The following is a 17,129-nucleotide window of genomic DNA, read 5'->3' as shown; positions in this document are numbered from 1 at the left end:
GCAGCGGGCGGATAAGAGCCGTGTGGATGAGTGGATGGAGGTGACGTTCAAGTTCGGCGGGTCGCGGATCAAGCGGAAGGCGGTCGCGCTTTTGCTGCTGGGCGCCCCGGCGGTGGCCCCGCTGTTCTTCATGCTGCCGGCGCTGGTCACGCTGAACAGCAACACGTTCTCGGTGTCGGTCGATGACACGCTGGGCACCGGCGCCGAGGCGTGCCTGTTCTTGTGCCTGCTGGTCACCCCGCTGTCCACGCTGACCGGGCAGCGCTGGTTTTTCGGGCTGCGCCGCTGGTACGGGATCATGATGGCGTGCTGCGGGATCGGGGACGCGACCGCGGCGGGGGTCACCGATAACTTCGCCGGGGGGGTGTTCGGCCGGCTGGCCGGGCACACCTTCACCCTGGTGGGGTTCACCATGGTGCTGCTGGTCATCCCGCTGCTGCTGACCGGCAACCCGTGGGCGCAGCGCAAGCTCGGCAGGTACTGGAAGCAGCTGCACCGGATGATCTACGTCATCTGGGCGCTGCTGGCCTGCCACCTGATGCTGCTGGAGGGGCTGGGGTTCGAGAGCGGGTCCAACGGGTCGGGTTTCGCCGGCGACGGCGACCCGGTCTTCCACCAGCGGTTCTACCAGTACTCGGCGTGCAGCCTGTTCCTGCTCACGCTGCGGCTGCCGCCGGTCAGGCGGTGGATCGCCGCCCGGCAGAAAGAAGGCCGCAACTGGCTGGTCTGGGTCACCATCGCCCCGGTCTTCGCGCTGTTCGTATTCGGCATGATCTTCATCCTGAATGAGGAGATCTTCAAGGGGATCGACTCCTTCCGCGAGACCCCCAGCGCCGAGTAACGCCGCGACCGCCTTCCGCGAAGGGATCCGATGAGCCACACCTACGCCGCACCCGGCCGGGACGACACCGCGGCCGGCCGGGTCATCTTGATGATCATCTCCCCGCTGGCCGCGGTCCTGGTGATCGCCGGGCTGGTCTACGCCGCCGGCGCCGCCGGCCGGCACGCCGCCGCCGTCCTTGCCGCCGGCTGCGAGCCGGCCCTGTTCATCTCCGGCCTGCCGTGCACCACCCGGCAGATGCTGGTCAGCCAGTACGACGGGATCGTCAACCCGGCCGCCAGGCTGCTGGCCGCCGACACCGCCGCCTACACCGCCAACCAGGGACGCAACCTGGTGGCGGCCGAGGCGGCCCTGACCGCCGAGGCGGCGGCCGAGCAGGCGCTCGGCACCAGCCTGGCCGCGGTCACGTTCACCCCGCAGAACAGGGCCAGGGCGCTGGCGCTGCTCACCAGCGCCGCCTCCGACGGCAACCCCGTGCCGGCGGCCGCGGTCACCCTCACCCCCCAGGCCACCGTCATAGCCGACGCGCTGATCCGCGCCGACCAGGCCCTGGCCGCCCTCACCGCCCGGCAGGCCCGCGCAGCCACCCTCACCCAGATGCGCTCATACAACCACCAGGTCCAGGCCGCCGCCACCACCGTCCAGACCGAACTGACGCTCCTCCGCAAGGCAATTGAGGCGCCACCTCAGGCGAGCCGGGAGAGCTAAGGCGCAACGGAACGCATCAGAAGCAACCAGACAACAAGGCAGGAACTAACGTAAACTTCCGTTACGTCTCCGTTATAAGCCGGCCCGGCGTAAGTTAGCCAGTACGTCGATCCATAGGTGCGATACAACCAGGACATCAGGCCTAACGATGACTGCGGCTACCGCTGCTCGCGTCAACGTCCGGGTAGCCGTGCAGTCGTCGCGACGGCTGCTCCGCGACACGCTCGCTACGTGCCTCGCGGCCCGGCCGGACCTTACCGTCGTAGGCAAGGTCGCCAAGCCAGAAGAGCTCCCGGCGCTGTGCGAGCTGGGCCGGCCAGACACCGTGATCCTCGACGCGGGGCTGCGGCTGAGTGAGTTCGCCGTACTCGCGGACAATCTGCTGCAGCATTTCCCCGGGTTGAACGTGATCGTCATCTACCGGGACGCTTCTGAGCCGGATCTGACGCTCGCCTGCCGCGCGGGCGTTACCTCACTTGTTCCTGAATCGCATGGCCTCGCAGGCGTACTGGCGCTGCTGCGGCGCAGCAGCGCACTGCGCGCCCACATCGGCCACGGCAGCCTGACCGACCGGGAACTCGAGCTCGTGACGCTGACGAGTTCCGGGCACAGCGTCGCCGAGATCGCGGTCCTGCTCAGGATCAGCCCCCTCACGGTGGAAAATCTCAAGCGCCGGGTGTACGCCAAGCTCGGCGTGAACAGCAGCGCGCAGGCGGTCTCCCGGGCAGCGTCCCTCGGCATGCTGGACCAGCGCGCCGGCAAGCCCCCTTGGCAGCCCACGACGAGCAGCAACGACTTCCCGGTGCTGACGGTCGTGTCGGGTCAGGCGTGTCCAGCCCTTGATCAGGTGGTGGTCGCCCTGATCGCGAGCGGGCTGCCGTTCGTGCTTGAACGACGGCACGGACCCCTAGCCGACGCACACTGGCGGCAGTGGAATCGCGGCCCGATCGTGGCCGCGCTGGTCAATCCGGAGCCGGCGGAGTGGGCCCTGGTCGAAGAACTCGGCGTACCGGCGATCGTGGTGCACAGCGAGCCGCTCGATCCGCCCGAACTCGCCAGGGCGCTCGCCAGCGGGGCCAACTCGCTGGTGCCGGCCGACAGGATAAGCGACCACTTCCTCGAGGTGCTGCGGATGGTGAGCCAGGGCTACCTCGTGGTCGACTCACTGCCGATGCGATCGCTCATCGGAGTGGTACGCACCGGGTCCGGCCGCCGGGTGACGGACGGCGGGGAGTTGCCAGAGTTGACCGCACGAGAGAGCGACATCCTCCAGTCAGTCGCCCGGGGTTACTCGATCCGGCAGACCGCGCGGGCGCTTGGCATATCCCCCAAGACCGTCGAGAACATCCAGACCCGCCTCTTCCGCAAGCTTGGGGTCCGCAACAGGGCGGAGGCCCTCGCTGTGGTCGATGCGCTTGGCCTGCTGCCCGACATCCCGCCGGCTCCCGCCGGATCCGCTAACGGATCCGCTCCCCGGGCAGTACCCGTCCCTATCAGGGAACGGCGCGCCGCAGGGTTTCGCGGTTAGGATCCGTAGTCGCTGGGACCCAGCCGTCGGCGGTCGCCCGCGCGCGGCGACCGGGCAGGCGCTCTTGGCGTCCGATCCGCCTGGATTTAGGCTGGTAGTCACAGTGAGACTACCAGCCCCGGAGGGCATCGAATGAGCCAGCCAACCGCGCCGATCCGCCACACCGACCGCTTCTACATTGGCGGGCAGTGGGTGGCGCCGTCGTCCGACGCCACAATCAGCGTCATCGACTCCGACACCGAGCAGCTTTACTTCACCGTCCCCGAGGCGCAGGCCGCCGACATTTCACGGGCGGTCGGCGCGGCGCGCGAGGCATTCGACAGCGGCCCGTGGCCGTGGCTGACACACGAGCAGCGGGCCGAGTACCTGCGGGCGATCGGGGCGGAGCTCAAGCGGCGGTCGGACGACATCGGCCAGATCTGGCCGCGTGAGTCCGGGGTGCTGCACGCGATCGCCCGCGGTGGCGGCGTCGACGCGCAGCGCACCTTCAGCGCGTTTGCCGCCCAGGCCAGCACGTTCCCGTTCGAGGAGCCGGCCAGGCCGTCGGCCGGGGAGTTCGGCCTCATCGTCCGCGAGCCGGTCGGCGTCGTCGGCGCGATCATCCCGTGGAACGCCCCGATGGGCCTGATCAGCAACAAGGTCGCGCCGGCGCTGCTGGCCGGGTGCACGCTGATCCTCAAGTCCTCGCCGGAGGCGCCTGGGGAGGGGTACCTGATCGCGGAGGCCGCCGAGGCCGCCGGGCTGCCGCCGGGCGTGCTGAACGTGGTCACCGCCGACCGCGAGGTCTCCGAACTGCTGGTCCGCGACCCGCGCGTGGACAAGATCACCTTCACCGGGTCCACCGCCGCCGGGCGGCGGATCGCCTCCATCTGCGGCGAGCGGATCGCCCGCTGCACCCTGGAACTCGGCGGCAAGTCCGCGGCCGTCATCCTCGACGACATCGACATCGAGACCGCCGCGCGCACCCTGTCCCAGGCCGAATGCTTCCTGTCGGGGCAGGTCTGCTCCTCGCTGACCCGGATCGTGGTTCCCCGGTCCCGGCATGACGAGATGCTCGAGGCGCTGGCCGCCACGTTCAGCCAGGTTCGCGTCGGTGACCCGTTCAGCGCGCAGAGCCAGATGGGACCGCTGGCCGCGCGGCGGCAGCGGGACCGGGTGGAGGGCTACATCGCCAAGGGCATCGCCGACGGCGCGACGCTCGCCACGGGCGGCGGGCGGCCCAGGGACCTGGACCGGGGCTGGTACGTCGAGCCCACCGTCTTCGGCAACGTCGACAACCACTCCGTCATCGCCCAGGAGGAGATCTTCGGGCCGGTGCTTTCCGTCATCCCGGCCGCGGACGAAGACGACGCGGTGCGGATCGCCAACGACACCATCTACGGGCTGAACGCCTCCGTGTTCACCAATGACGTCAACCGCGCCCGCCACGTGGCGGCCAGGCTCCGGTCCGGCACCGTCGGGCACAACGCGATGCGCACGGACTTCGGCGTGAGCTTCGGCGGGTTCAAGCAGTCCGGCATCGGCCGCGAGGGCGTGCACGAGGGCCTGACGCCGTTCCTTGAGGTCAAGTTCATGATCCTCGAAGGACACCCAGAAGGCTACGAGCAGACCGGCATGTAGGCATCTCCCGCCATAACCGGGCCGCCGCCGGGTGCGGGCCGGGGAGTACTGCGCCTGGCGCAGGTGGCCGGTCGCGGTGGCGCCAGCGGTTCGAAGCCAGGCAGCTTCCCTGGCGTCCCGGGAGTCCCGCGAGTACTACTTTGGACACTTTGTGCATGGACAAATCGCCCATAACGGGCGCCGAAATCGTCACAGGGTGTACAAAGTCGCAGGCCAGGGGCCCCTGTGGCCGGGGAGCCGGGGCGGCGGGGCAGCGGCGACGGGCCAGCGAGGGCAGCCAGGGCAGCGGCGGGGGCCGGGGCGGGAGGCGGGACTGGCGGGAGGCGGGCCGGCGGGGGCTTGGGCCAGTGGCGCAGCTGACCCGATAGAGCTGGGCCGTTGCGTGGCTGGCCCGGGACGCGGGCCTTAGTCCGTGATTTCGCGCAGCGCCTGCGCGACCGCCCGTGCCTGCGCGGACATGGCGGCAAGCGCGGCGATGCCGTGCTCGTCGGCGGCGGTGCTGGCGAGGATGTCCAGGTGCGGACCGGTGAGCTGGGCGACCGCCGCGTGCTGCTCCCAGTCACGGTAGGCGGCGTCGGCCTCGCGTACCTCGGCGGCGTAACGCTGCAGCGCCAGCACCCGCTCGGCGGTGCTCCGCCGCGCCGCCACCGCGGCCTCGTGCTGGCTGCGCAGCAGCCGCCCGGCTGGCGAGCCGGGGCTGAGCTCGGGAAGCGCCGCCCGCAGACCACGCAGCCGGGCCTGCGCGCGCAGGGAAACGGCGATATCCCACTCCTGCCACGCGAGCGCGGTGCTCTCACCTGGCTCGTCCAGCAGGCCAGCCCGGCCCACCCGGGAGGAATTCGCGGCGTCGACCGCGTCCTGCGCGCGGCGCAGCAGCATCCTGGCCGGGGCGTCGAAATCGGCGCCGGTCAGGTACCGGCCGTGATAGGCGCGCGCGGCCCTCGCCGCGGGCGTCCACCCGTTGAGCTGGCCGAACAGCACCAGCCGCAAGCAGAACACCACGGCGGTAAGCACCGCGATGATCTCCGCGACAACCAGCGCGACCTGGCCGGAGGCGGACTGCCAGCCGTTCGGCCCGCCGAAGATCAGCACCCCGACCGCCCACGGGGCCGAGCCGGTGACCGCGATGAACCCGGCGGCCGACATCCCGGTGACAGCGCCGTAGACCGTCGCCTCGCGCCTGGCCGGATGCACGGGCAGGAGGTCGCGGGGCGACCGCCGCGACCGCTGGCTGGCCGGCGTGAGGATCGCTCCTGGAGCGGTCAGCAGCCGGCGGGCGGGCGCAGGGATCGCAGGGTCGACGGCAGGCCGTCGCAGCGCGGCATCGGCCCAGGTCCCGTTGTACCCATCGGACATCTCATCAAGGCTAACGCTGCGCAAGCGCGCCGAGCTAGGGGGCGATCGTCACCGGCTGCGAGACGGCGCCGCCGCCAGCCGCCGCGCGGGCACTACCCGCCTACGTACGTGTCGAGCTTGGCGACCAGCCGGGCGACCTCGTCGACGGTGAGCGCCGCCTCGCCGGCCACGGCCTCGAGGTTCTCGTTGACGTAGGCCCGGAAGTACGCCGGGTCGTCGGAGTTCACCGTCGCAAGCAGCGCCGCGTCCAGCATGGTTTTCAGCTCCGGTGCCTTCATGCTGTCGGTCACCCAGCGGTTGGAAACCGGGCAGACGGTCAGCCCGATCCTGTCGGTGGCCAGCCTGGACACCAGCCGCGCGTCCTGCACGCAGTTCACGCCGTGGTCGATGCGCTCCACGCCGATGTCGTCAAGGCACTGCCAGATGTGCGCGACCGCGTCCGCCTGGTCGACGTCACAGTGCATGGTCAGCCGCTAGCCTTCGGCCCCCACCCTGGCGAAGACGTGCTTGAACTTCAGCGGCGGGTTGTCCCTTTCATCGGAGTCGAGCCCGACCCCGATGATCTTGTCCTGGTAGGGCAGCGACTGCTCCAGGGTCTGCATCGCCGAATCGGCCGGCAGGTCCCGCAGGAAGCACATGATCAGCCGGGCGGTCAGCCCGAGCTCGGCTGCCGCGTCGGCGCGCGCCCGGTCCAGCCCCTCGACGACCGCCGCGAACGGGACACCGCGGCTCGTGTGCGCCTGCGGGTTGAAGAAGATCTCCGCTGCACGACGTGCTGCGAGCGCGCCTTGCGGAAGTACGCCATCGCGAGGTCGTAGAAGTCGTGCTCTGTCACCAGGACCTGCATGCTGGCGTAGTACCCGACCAGGAACGAGGTGAGGTCGTGGAACGGCGGGACCTGCGGCGGCGCGATGCCGTTGCGCCGGGCCAGCTCCTCGCGCAGCGACCGCTCGAGCGTGCCCTCGATGTGCAGGTGCAGCTCCGCCTTGGGCAGTCCGGCGACGAACGCGTCCATCGCCTGCGTCACGCGGCCGCCGTCTCGGTGAGCTCCGTCGCCTCCGCTTCCCTGCGCACGCCGCGGGCGGCGAGCGCCCAGTAGACGAGCGAGCTCACCACGATGCCCAGGGCCCAGCTGAAGTCGCTGCCGGACATGCCGGGGAAGTGGTTCGAGATCGGCCCGGTGTAGGACGGGACGTCGTAGGCCGCGTTGATCCACATCAGCGCCGCGACGATGCCCGCGGCAAGCGCGATCACCGCCGGCCAGTGCACCCCGCCGTTGCGCCAGTACAGCCCGCCGCGCTGAGCAGCGAGCGACGCGGCGTCATAGCGCCTGCGGCGCAGCAGGTAGTCGGTCATGAAGACGCCGAACCAGGCGGACAGCCACACGATGATGTACAGCAGGAACCCGGAGAAGTCGGCGTAGAAGTTCCCTCCGTGGAGCAGGATGACGCCGGTGACCACGCCGCAGACCACCGAGTCGATGATGACGGCCCCCCAGCGCTTGACCGGCAGGCCGAGTGCCTGGAGGGTGACACCGGAGGAGTACAGGTCGAGCGTGTTGATCGCGAGCAGCTGGAAGACCGCGAAGATCAGGAACGGCACCACGAACCAGGCGTCGAACGACTGCGGAACGCCGAGCTGGGTGATGCCGACGGTCTTGGTGGTGACGGTGTAGGCGAACACGCCGAGCAGTTCGAGGATGACCGACGGAATCGCGCCGCCGAGAGCGGCCGCCCAGAACGTCTTGTGCCCGGGCGTGCTGGCCGGCAGGTAGCGGGAGTAGTCGTTCCCGTTCTCCGTCCAGCCAAGACCGCCGACCGAGATGATCAGGACCAGGGTGGTCGTCCACACGGCGAACGTCGCGGGGTGCACGTGGAACGTGGACAGGTGCAGCTTCTGGAACGTGAAGACGCCGAGCACGATGAAGAACACGATGAAGATATAGGCCAGATAGCGCAGCGCCTTGCTGATCGTGGCGTGCCCGAGCAGCGGCAGGGCCATCTGCACGAGCACGGCGACGATGATGATGCCGATCTTGCCTGCCGTGTTCACCGAGGTGTTGTAGTGGCTGAACAGCAAGATGACCGTGGCGGCGACGAAGTAAATGCCCTCGATCTCGAACCCGACCTGAGTTCCCCAGTTGAACAGCGCGACCAGCCGGTTGCCGTTCTGCCCGAACGGCGCACGGGAGACCATGAACGCGGTGGTCCCGGTCTTCGGCCCCTGCAGGCTGGCCCAGCCGAGGAACGCGTACGTCAGGTTGCCGATCAGGATCGCGGCCACCGCCTGCGGCACCGACACGCCGAACGTCATGATCAGCGTGCCGTAGAAGAAGAACTCCACGTTGAACACGCCGCCCGCCCACAGCCAGAACAGCCCGGCGGGCCGCATCTTGCGTTCCGCCTCCGGGATCAGGTCGATCCCGCGCTGCTCGACCTTGAATGCCGCGTAGTCCCGCGGCGGCTGCGCCTGCAGCTCTGCCACGACCTCCCCGCCACCGGCGTCGCTGCCCATGCTCGTCCTCCCGCGGCATTCTGCGTAGTGCCTAGCTGATCTTGCACCGCTATGGCCATATAAAGGTATCGGCTATGTAATGTAATGTTTCGCCCGCATTAACTCTCTCGTACCTGATACCCCGCTGGCAACGGGCGATTATTTCAGCGGCCTGCTTACGCGGCAGCAGTCGGCCCTGACCGTTCTGACTGATCGAGGGCGGCCAGCCTTGCCGCCACCGCGGTCACGGCGAGCAGCGGAATGGTGACCGCGATCCGTTGCAGGACCCCCGCGCCGGCAGACGCGGTGTCCGGGATGAAAACGGCCAGGGCCACGGCCGTCGCGGTCGCGCTGGCCAGCAGGTACGGGCGCCACGCGCGCCAGCGGGGGGTCCTGCCGAACGACCGGGCCAGCAGCAGCTGCGCGAGCACCAGGTCCCCGTAGATGACCAGGCTGACGATGTTGTGCGCCTCGTTGTGCCAGGAGACCGGTCCGCTGGTGAGCTCCATGTGGTCGCGGCGGAGCAGCCCGGCCGCGATCGTGAGCACGCCGGCGGCCTGGATGAGCCGCGGCGCCGGGCCGGTCAGGTCCCTGGCGAGCTCCTGGCCGAACACCACCGTGCAGGCGCCAAGGACAAGGAACCCGGTGATCATGATCCAGGGATCCCTGGCGTCTGGCGCCGCGAGACCGCTGAGCTGGACGCTGAGCGCGCCGTGCCCGGTCTGGCGCAGGGATCCGGCGAGCCACGCGGCCGTGAAGACGACGGGGCCTGCCACACCGGCGAGCGCGCGGACTCTCACACTCTCAAGTATGTTGCGCCAAGATGGCGGAGGCCGGTGCCATGGCACCAGGCGCTCGTTACGATCGGATGATGCCCGGCCCCGATCCTTCGGCGTACCTGGTTTTGTCGCTCGCCAACACGGCGCGGGCTGAGCCGGACACCGACCTGCTGCAGACCCGCGAGCAAGCCGCCGCGTGGCTGCGCGCACAGGCGCTGCTGCCCGCCGACGCGGGCCTGACCGGCTCAGAACACGCCGCCCTGCTCCGGCTGCGCGAGTCGGTCAGGGACCTGCTCGCGGCCCATACCGACGGCCGCCAGGACGCCGCGGCCGCGGCCCGGCTGACCAGGGCACTGGCCGACGGGCGGCTCGTCCTCACCGTCGACCCCGGGAGCGCGGTCGGGCTGGCCAGTGCCGCCCGCGCCAGTTACTCAGGGGTCGTGGCCGGCGTCGCGGTCGCGATCGCCCGGTCCGCCGCGGCCGGCACGTGGCCGCGCCTGAAGTCCTGCGCGGCCGCGGACTGCGGCCAGGCGTTCCTTGACGAGTCCGCCGCCGCGACCGCCCTTTACTGCGGGGCGCACGCCGCCGGGGAGGCCGGGGAGGCGGGCACGGGCGGTCCCGGCTGATTGGGCGCCTGTGCCAGGCGGCGGGCGGGCCAGGCGGCGGGCGGCCGGTCACGCGCGGGCGGCGGCGCCTGACCGGACCACACCCGGACGGGTGAGCAGGTCGATCAGCGCGGCGACCAGCTCAATGGCGGGGGCCGGCACGCCGGCCAGCCGCGCCAGTTCGACGGGCGCCTTGAGCAGGGCGTCCGACTCCAGGGGCTTGCCCGCCTCGAAGTCGATCAGCATCGACGTCTTGTGACCGCCGACCTTCGCCGCGCCCTCGAACCGGCGCTCGACCGAGATCTTGGGCGGGCTGCCGAGGCTGGCGGCGATCTCGGCCGTCTCATGCATCATGCGCAGGGCCAGCTGACGCGTGCCTGGGTGCGCGGCGATCTGCCCCATCGTCGCACCCGTGAGCACGCTGATCGGGTTGAACGCCACGTTGCCCATCAGCTTGAGCCAGATGTCGGAGCGCAGGTCGGTCTCCACGGGGCACTTCAGGCCGCCGGCGGCCATCGCCTGGCTGAACGCCGTGCAGCGCGGCGAGATCGTGCCGTCGGGCTCGCCGATGGAAAACCGGGTGCCCTCGACATGGCGGATCACCCCGGGTGATTCGATCTCGGTCGAGCAGTACACGACGCACCCGATGGCCTGGCAGGGCGGGATCACGGCGGAGACCGCACCGCCCGGGTCAACGGCCTCGACCCGGCGGCCCTCGTGCGGGCCCGCGAGCCCGTGGAAGTACCACCAGGGGATGCCGTTCTGCGCGGCGACAACGCCGGTGCCCGGTCCCAGCAGCGGCTTGAGCAGATCTCCGGCGCCGACGTAGCTGTACGCCTTCAAGCCGAGGAACACGACGTCGACCGGCCCGATCTCCGCTGGATCGGCCGTCGCATGGGGATGGGCGCGGAAGTCGCCGCGCGGGCTGAGCACGGTCACGCCGCCGCGCCGCATGGCCGCCAGGTGTTCGCCGCGCGCGATCAGGTGGACGTCCGCGCCGCCGCGGTGCAGTGCCGCGCCAACGTAGGCGCCGATCGCCCCGGCGCCGACGACCGCGACCTTCACTGCTCCACCAGGGTGGCCAGGGTACGGCGCTGCACCTTGCCCGTCGGTCCCTTCGGTATCTCGGGCAGGATCGTCACCCGGGCCGGCCGCTTGAAGGCCGCGAGGCGGTCCGCGCAGTGCGCGGCGAGTTCCCTGGGCGTGGCCTCGCCCCGCAGGACGACGACGACCCCCACGAGTTCCCCGTACTTCTCGTCCGGCACGGGGTACGCCGCCGCCTCGGCGACAGCGGGGTGGGCGAGCAGCGCGTCCTCCACCTCGTACGGCGAGATCTTCTCCCCTGCCCGGTTGATCAGCTCCTTGACCCGGCCCACCAGGGTGAGGTAGCCGTCCGCGCTCAGCGTGCCGACGTCGCCGGTGCGGAACCAGCCGTCACGGAACGCGGCGGCCGTCGCGGCCGGATCGCCGAGGTACTCGTCGACGACGGACGGGCCGCGCACCGCTACCTCGCCCCGCTCGCCCGCGGGCACCGGCTGCCAGTCGTCGCCCAGCGCCGTGATCTCGGTACCGGTTGCCCGGCCGACGGTCCCCGGCCGGCGTTCGCCTGGCGGCAGCGGATTGGACGCCATCTGGTGGGCAGCCTCGGTCATGCCGTACGCCTCGACGAGCGGCACGCCGATCGCGTCCTCGTAGCGCCGCCACAAAACCGTGGGCAGCGGCGCCGAGCAGGAGCGCACGAACCGCAGCCGGTGCCGGGGCGGCGCGGGGAGTTCGGCGGCCCGGGCAAGCAGGCGCGCGTGGATGGTCGGGACCGCCGTGTACCAGGTCGCGCCGTGCTCGGCTGCGTCCGCCCAGAACGTGGACGGCCGGAATCGCGGCAGGACCACGGTGCCGCCCGTCGACAGCGTGCCAAGCACCGCGGCGACGAGGCCGTGCACGTGGAAGAGCGGCATGACGCACATCGTCACGTCGTCTCCGGTCAGCCCGTAGGTCCGCGCAACCGCACCGGTCGACGCGACGAGGTTGCGCTGACGGATGGGCACGGTCTTCGGCTTGCTCGTGGTGCCGCTGGTATGCAGCAAGAGGGCCAGTGCGTCAGGGTCGCCCGGGGCGCCTAGGCCACTTGGGTCATCTGGGCCACATGGGCCACATGGGTCGCTGGCCTGGCCGTCGATGTGCAGGACGGTGCCGTCCATGCCGAATACGCAGGGGGCTACGGCCGCCGCGGCCGCGGCCGCGGCGGCCGTAGCCGCGCCATCGTGCAGCAGGCGGGACGCGCCCAGGTCGGCGAGCTCGGCCGTGAGCTCGGCGACGCCGAGCGCGGGGTTCAGCGGCGCGGCCGCCGCGCCACGCGCGGCGACCGCGAGGAACGCCACGACCATCGCCGGGCCGTTGGCCGCGACCAGCGCGACCCGGTCGCCTTCGCGCACCCCGACTGCGGCCAGCCGCCCCGCGGCCCCGTCGATCGCGCGTTGCAGCGCGGCGTACGAAAGGCGGGCTCCCGACTCGGGGACCACGAGGGCAGGGTGGTTATCGGAGCGCGTGACGAGCTGGCGGACGGTGGTTGGCTGCGTGCCGGTCATGGTGCTACTTAACCGCACGGAACCGCGGCGGCATACCCCTGCGTGACCGGGTCAGCCGCGCTGGGCGTCCCAGTCGGGAAAGCCGGCTGCCGAGCACACGATGATCCGGTCCACGCGGTGCAGGTCATCGATCACGGCGACGCTCACCGCGCCGTCTTCCAGCGCGCGGACCGCGCTTTCCGCGCGGGCGTCCAGTTCGCCAAGCGGGAGGCCCTGCAGCAGATGGATGTGCGCGGTGACGCTCATGCACGCGGCTCGCGCGTCTCGCTGGGGGCCGGCGATCCGCACCCAGGAAATGCCGTCAAAGGCCATCGGGGCGAACACGGACCACCCGCTTGGCCGCCTGCCGCCGCCTTCGGCGGCGCTCCCCCCTGGTTCGGATCCGCCGCACAGCTCCGTGCCGTCATACGGCCCCACAATCCACCTTTCATCATGCATTGTCGACTACTATCGATCATGCCGCTGTGGCGATGATCTCGCGTTTCCTCACTGGTTGGATCTGTCGCATATGGCTAGGCTACGGACAATGGCCTGGATAGGAAGATCCAATTGACCGCGAGTACACGGTCCAATATCGCGGGCGGCGAGTTTCCCGCCGACCTGCTGGTCGAACTCGACCGGTCCCGGCCGCGCAGCCTCCGCGCGCAGCTTGAGCGTGGCCTGCGGCAGGCCATCGCGCGCGGGTCGCTTCCGCCAGGGACCGCCCTCCCGCCGTCGCGGGTGCTCGCCGCCGAGCTCGACGTGTCGCGCTCGCTCGTGGTCGGTGCCTACGAGCAGCTGGTTATCGAGGGGTACCTGGAGGCCCGCCAGGGCTCGGGTACGCGAGTCCGGGCGCAGCGGACCGGCGGCGACCCGGACTCCGCCGCGCTGAGCCACGTGCGCCCCAGCCCGGCGCCGGCCGGCGCGGAGCGTGTCCTGTGGCGGAGCGGGCTGCCGGACCCGGCGCTGTTCCCCCGCGGCGAGTGGCTGCGCCACTACCGCGACGTGCTGCGGGACCTCCCCGACGACGACCTGCTTTACCCGCCCCCGCAGGGCGAGCCCGAGCTGCGCGCCGCGCTCGCCGCCTACCTGGGCCGCGTGCGGGGCGTGCAAACCGCGGTGGATCAGGTCGTGATATGCAGCGGCTTCTCCCAGACCCTCATGCTGGTTTGCCGGACTCTCGGCCGGCGCGGCGTGACGCGCATCGCGGTTGAGGATCCCTGCTTTTCGATGCATCGCCGCATCATCCGGGCCGCCGGGCTCGACCCGGTCCCGGTCCCTGTCGACGAGCAGGGCATGCAGGTCTGGCGGCTGGCCGCGCTCGACGTGGGAGCCGTGGTGCTGTCCCCCGCCCATTCCTACCCCAGCGGCGTCGCGCTTTCCGCCAACCGGCGGGTCCAGCTCCTTGAGTGGGCCCGGGCCGCGGACACGCTGGTCATCGAGGACGACTACGACGCCGAGCTGCGCTACGACCGGCTGCCTGTCGGGGCGCTCCAGGGGCTCGATCCCGACCATGTCATCTTCGGCGGCACCGTGAGCAAAGTCCTCAGCCCTGCGCTGCGGCTCGGCTGGATCGTGACGCCGCCGTGGCTGACCGATGACCTCGTCCGGGCCAAATTCCGCGAGGACTTCGCCACCGAGGCGCTGGGGCAGCTCACCCTCGCCCGCTTCATCGACGGCGGCGCGCTCACCCGGCACCTGCGCCGGGTGCGCCCCATCTACCGGGCGCGCCGCGACAGCCTGCTCGCCGCGCTCGAGGCGCACCTGCCGGCGGTAAGGCCAGGCGGCGAGGCCGCCGGCCTGCACCTCCTGCTACGGCTGCCGGCCGCGCTCGACCCGGACACGGTCGCGGCGGCCGCGGCGGAGCACGGCATCGGGCTGGAACCGGCGGCGCGGCACTGGGCCGACCCCGGTGCGGCTCCGCCTGCCCTGCTCGTCGGCTACGGCGTACAGCACCAAAGCCCGCTGGCGCGCGGCATCGAAGCACTCGGCGCCGACCTGGGCGCCGCGTCCCGGTTAAATGGCTTGCGCCGCTCGGCCGGGTACCAGATACATTTTGGGATCATGAAGGTCAGTTGCCAGCGCACCGTTCGCATCGTTGCCGCGACCGCGCGAGCTACTCGCTCGCCGGCCGCCGCCGCCTGACCTGATGACCTAAAGATCCCCTGCCGGCGACCGGGAACGGTTCGCCGACGCGCGCGTTTCCCCTGGCTGGACGGCTGCGCCCGCGGGCGCTTGTTCCCGGTGCCCCGACACCGAGAGGCACAGCCGCCATGAATACCGACGAAACCATCACCACCTTTACCGGCTTTTTCCGCGATCGCGGGCACCAGCTGATCGCGAGCAGCTCGCTGCTTTCCCCGCCCGGCGATCCGGTGCTGTTCACCTCCGCGGGCATGCACCCGCTGACGCCGTACCTGGCCGGCAAGCCGCACCCGCTCGGGCGCCGGCTCACCGGCGTGCAGCGCTGCCTGCGCACCACCGACCTGGACGAAGTGGGCGACTACTCGCACCTGACAGCGTTCCAGATGCTCGGCTCCTGGTCGCTTGGCGACTACGACGGGCCGCAGAGCCAGCGGTGGGGGCTCGAGCTCGTGTGCGACGGCTTCGGGCTGCAGCGCGAACTGCTGTACGCGACCGTGTTCGGCGGGGACGGCCAGGTGGGGCCGGATAGCCGCGCCGAGCGCACGTGGCGCGAGCTCGGGCTGCCGGTCGAGCTGCTCGGCCCGGAGGATAACTGGTGGGCGAACGGGCCGACCGGCCCGTGCGGGCCGGACTCCGAACTCCACGTCTGGACCGGGGACGGGCCGCCGTCTGGCACCCCGGGCACCGACGGCCGCTGGCTGGAGCTGTGGAACCACGTCACGATGCGCTACGAACGGCACCCGGACGGCAGCCTGACCCCGCTCAGCCAGCAGAGCGTCGATACCGGCATGGGCCTGGAGCGGCTGCTGATGGTGTCGCAGCACGTGCGCTCGGTGTACGAGACGGACCTGTTCGCGCCGTGGCTGTCGGTGCTGCCTTCGCTGTGGCGCCCCGATCCCCGGTCGCTGCGGATCCTGACCGACCACCTGCGGTCGGCGATCGTGGCCATCGGCGACGGCGTGCGGCCGTCCAGCACCGGCCGCGGTTACGTGCTGCGCAGGCTGCTGCGCCGGGCGCTGACGGCGCTCTGGCATGGTGACGGCGGCAGCGCGCTGACCCTGCGCGAACTGCCGCCTGAACTCGTGCGGGACACCGCGGGCCGGTTCTGTCAGGTCGTCGAGTCGTCGCTGGTGACCGACGTGCTGGCGGCGGAGGAGCGGAAGTTCCGCGAACTGGCCGCGCGCGGCCGGTCGCTGCTGCCGCGGCTGTACCCGTCGGGACGGTTGACGGAGGCGGACTATGAGTTCCTCCGCGACACGCACGGGCTGCCCAGGGAGCTCGTGACCGAGCTGCTTGGCGAATGATCCGAGCGGGGACCGCGGCCGCCCGGTCCGCGCGTCCCTGGCGTCCCGCCAGCGTGACTTTGCGCCTGCCGGGTAATAACCCGCGGGTTCCGGTTCGGGGTCCGTCTCCTGTGGCAGGGCGCTGTCCCGGTCCGCGCCGGCCTGGCGGTCACCGGCGGGGCGCCCGGGTGCGGCCGGCGGCGCCGGCCTCCCGGCCGGCGGCCGGCGCGGCGATATGCCGGGAACGCCGCCCCGCCGGAATCGGGCATTCCGGGCACCGCGGTTATCGGGGAAGAAAATGCGCGCCAGAGGGCGCAGGATCTTCCCCGTTAACTGGCTGGCGGTGCCGGGGGCCTGGCGATGCGGGAACGGTGGTGCGGGCGGGGCTCAAGGTTCCCGCGGGGCTGGACCTGGCGCGGCGCGGGAACCAGAAATCAGCGTGTTGTTTGATCTGCGAGCACTTTGCACACTCCATGCATGGACAAATCGCCCATAACGGACTCCGAAATGGTCACAGAGTGTGCAAAGTAGCATGCAAGTGGCTCCTGTGGCAGCCGGTGCCGCCGCGGAGGACCCGCGCCCGGGACCGCGGAAGGTCTGCGCGCGGGATCGCGGAAGGTCGTATGGGATCGCGGAAGATCCGCGCGCGGGATCGCGGAAGGTCCGCGCGCGGGACTGGGGAAGGTCCCGCGCCAGGGACTGCGGAGGGTCCCCGGCCAGGGACTGGAGCCGCTGCGGTTGCTGGTCTTCGGCCCGCGCGCAAGAAAAATTTGCAACTATTCAGATTGAGATAGTAGGATTTACGCTCGTCAGACCCGCGCCTATGTCTGGAGCACACCGACCTTGACTAAGCTCTCAACAGTCCGAAGAACGACCGGACTTGCCTTCGCGGTGGCCGTCGCACTGGCGCTCTCCGCATGCGCGTCATCGTCTTCCTCGTCCTCGTCGACGGCGTCATCGTCGCCGAGCACTTCGCCTTCCGCCGCGGCCTCCGCCGGCAGCGGCGGCGTTTACAACCTCGGGCTCATCACTCCCGAGGGCAACATCAACCCGCTGACCACGGCCAACTTCAACACGATGGAAATCGTGGGGCTCGCCTCGGCCCAGCTGATCATCGAGAGCACGAGCGGAAAGCTCGAGCCGCAGCTCGCGACCTCGTGGACGCCGTCGGCCAACAAGCTCGCCTGGACCATCGCGCTGCGCCCGA

At 70.9% G+C, this 17,129-nt stretch carries 15 protein-coding genes and 1 pseudogene; 8 read left to right on the top strand and 8 right to left on the bottom strand.

Features of this window, described 5'->3' with window-relative positions:
• The 4 genes from Q1N79_RS27485 to Q1N79_RS27470 form a co-directional block, all read left to right on the top strand.
• The coding region (locus Q1N79_RS27485) for a ferric reductase-like transmembrane domain-containing protein (RefSeq protein ID WP_300613953.1) at positions 1-841 on the top strand (841 nt) is incomplete at its 5' end.
• Between the two features lie 30 nt (positions 842-871).
• Entirely contained in the window at positions 872-1,549 is a 678-nt protein-coding gene (locus tag Q1N79_RS27480) for a hypothetical protein (protein ID WP_300613952.1), read from the top strand.
• Positions 1,550-1,697: 148 nt separating this feature from the next.
• Entirely contained in the window at positions 1,698-3,077 is a 1,380-nt protein-coding gene (locus Q1N79_RS27475; RefSeq protein ID WP_300613951.1) for a response regulator transcription factor, read from the top strand.
• A 132-nt stretch (positions 3,078-3,209) separates the two neighbouring features.
• On the top strand, positions 3,210-4,697 hold the full coding sequence (locus Q1N79_RS27470; RefSeq protein ID WP_300613950.1) for an aldehyde dehydrogenase: 1,488 nt from the start codon (positions 3,210-3,212) through the stop codon (positions 4,695-4,697).
• A 405-nt stretch (positions 4,698-5,102) separates the two neighbouring features.
• Here Q1N79_RS27470 and Q1N79_RS27465 read toward each other — a convergent pair whose 3' ends face one another.
• From Q1N79_RS27465 to Q1N79_RS27445, 5 genes and pseudogenes are all read right to left on the bottom strand, one after another.
• The gene (locus tag Q1N79_RS27465) at positions 5,103-6,053 is read right to left on the bottom strand and encodes a hypothetical protein (RefSeq protein WP_300613948.1); all 951 of its coding nucleotides are present in this window, start codon (positions 6,051-6,053) and stop codon (positions 5,103-5,105) included.
• A gap of 92 nt (positions 6,054-6,145) precedes the next feature.
• Positions 6,146-6,811, bottom strand: a pseudogene (locus Q1N79_RS27460) (adenosine deaminase).
• Positions 6,706-7,080 carry a hypothetical protein gene (locus tag Q1N79_RS27455; RefSeq protein WP_300613944.1) on the bottom strand — a complete coding sequence of 125 codons (375 nt, stop codon included), beginning with the start codon at positions 7,078-7,080 and terminating at the stop codon, positions 6,706-6,708. The pseudogene Q1N79_RS27460 and the gene Q1N79_RS27455 overlap by 106 nt, the downstream one beginning before the upstream one ends.
• Entirely contained in the window at positions 7,077-8,567 is a 1,491-nt protein-coding gene (locus Q1N79_RS27450) for a cytosine permease (protein WP_300613943.1), read from the bottom strand. Before Q1N79_RS27450 ends, Q1N79_RS27455 begins: the two co-directional genes overlap by 4 nt.
• 155 nt (positions 8,568-8,722) lie before the next feature.
• Positions 8,723-9,346 (bottom strand): DUF998 domain-containing protein, encoded by a 624-nt coding sequence (locus Q1N79_RS27445; protein ID WP_300613942.1) that lies wholly within the window; start codon positions 9,344-9,346, stop codon positions 8,723-8,725.
• A 71-nt stretch (positions 9,347-9,417) separates the two neighbouring features.
• Here Q1N79_RS27445 and Q1N79_RS27440 point away from each other — a divergent pair, with 71 nt between their 5' ends.
• On the top strand, positions 9,418-9,951 hold the full coding sequence (locus Q1N79_RS27440; protein ID WP_300613941.1) for a CGNR zinc finger domain-containing protein: 534 nt from the start codon (positions 9,418-9,420) through the stop codon (positions 9,949-9,951).
• A gap of 48 nt (positions 9,952-9,999) precedes the next feature.
• Here Q1N79_RS27440 and Q1N79_RS27435 read toward each other — a convergent pair whose 3' ends face one another.
• Genes Q1N79_RS27435 through Q1N79_RS27425 form a run of 3 tightly spaced genes read right to left on the bottom strand, consistent with a single transcriptional unit; the run spans position 10,000 to position 12,953 of the window.
• The gene (locus Q1N79_RS27435; RefSeq protein WP_300613940.1) at positions 10,000-10,995 is read right to left on the bottom strand and encodes a 2-dehydropantoate 2-reductase; all 996 of its coding nucleotides are present in this window, start codon (positions 10,993-10,995) and stop codon (positions 10,000-10,002) included.
• On the bottom strand, positions 10,992-12,515 hold the full coding sequence (locus tag Q1N79_RS27430) for an AMP-binding protein (protein WP_300613939.1): 1,524 nt from the start codon (positions 12,513-12,515) through the stop codon (positions 10,992-10,994). The genes Q1N79_RS27435 and Q1N79_RS27430 overlap by 4 nt, the downstream gene beginning before the upstream one ends.
• A gap of 51 nt (positions 12,516-12,566) precedes the next feature.
• Positions 12,567-12,953 (bottom strand): hypothetical protein, encoded by a 387-nt coding sequence (locus Q1N79_RS27425; RefSeq protein WP_300613938.1) that lies wholly within the window; start codon positions 12,951-12,953, stop codon positions 12,567-12,569.
• A 111-nt stretch (positions 12,954-13,064) separates the two neighbouring features.
• On the opposite strand from Q1N79_RS27425, the gene Q1N79_RS27420 reads away from it, so the two are divergent.
• The 3 genes from Q1N79_RS27420 to Q1N79_RS27410 all read left to right on the top strand — a co-directional run.
• A complete protein-coding gene (locus Q1N79_RS27420; protein WP_300613937.1) occupies positions 13,065-14,639 on the top strand; it encodes a PLP-dependent aminotransferase family protein in 1,575 nt (524 codons plus the stop codon).
• Between the two features lie 128 nt (positions 14,640-14,767).
• The gene (locus Q1N79_RS27415; protein WP_300613936.1) at positions 14,768-15,943 is read left to right on the top strand and encodes an alanine--tRNA ligase-related protein; all 1,176 of its coding nucleotides are present in this window, start codon (positions 14,768-14,770) and stop codon (positions 15,941-15,943) included.
• 870 nt (positions 15,944-16,813) lie between these two features.
• A partial coding sequence (locus Q1N79_RS27410; RefSeq protein WP_300613935.1) for a hypothetical protein occupies positions 16,814-17,129 on the top strand: 316 nt, incomplete at its 3' end.

Origin of the sequence: Trebonia sp. (genome assembly GCF_030042015.1) — a bacterium.
In the GTDB taxonomy this organism is placed as follows: Bacteria; Actinomycetota; Actinomycetes; order Streptosporangiales; family Streptosporangiaceae; genus Trebonia.
The sequence above is the reverse complement of the archived record's forward strand: the minus strand, read 5'-3'. Positions and strand labels throughout refer to the sequence as shown.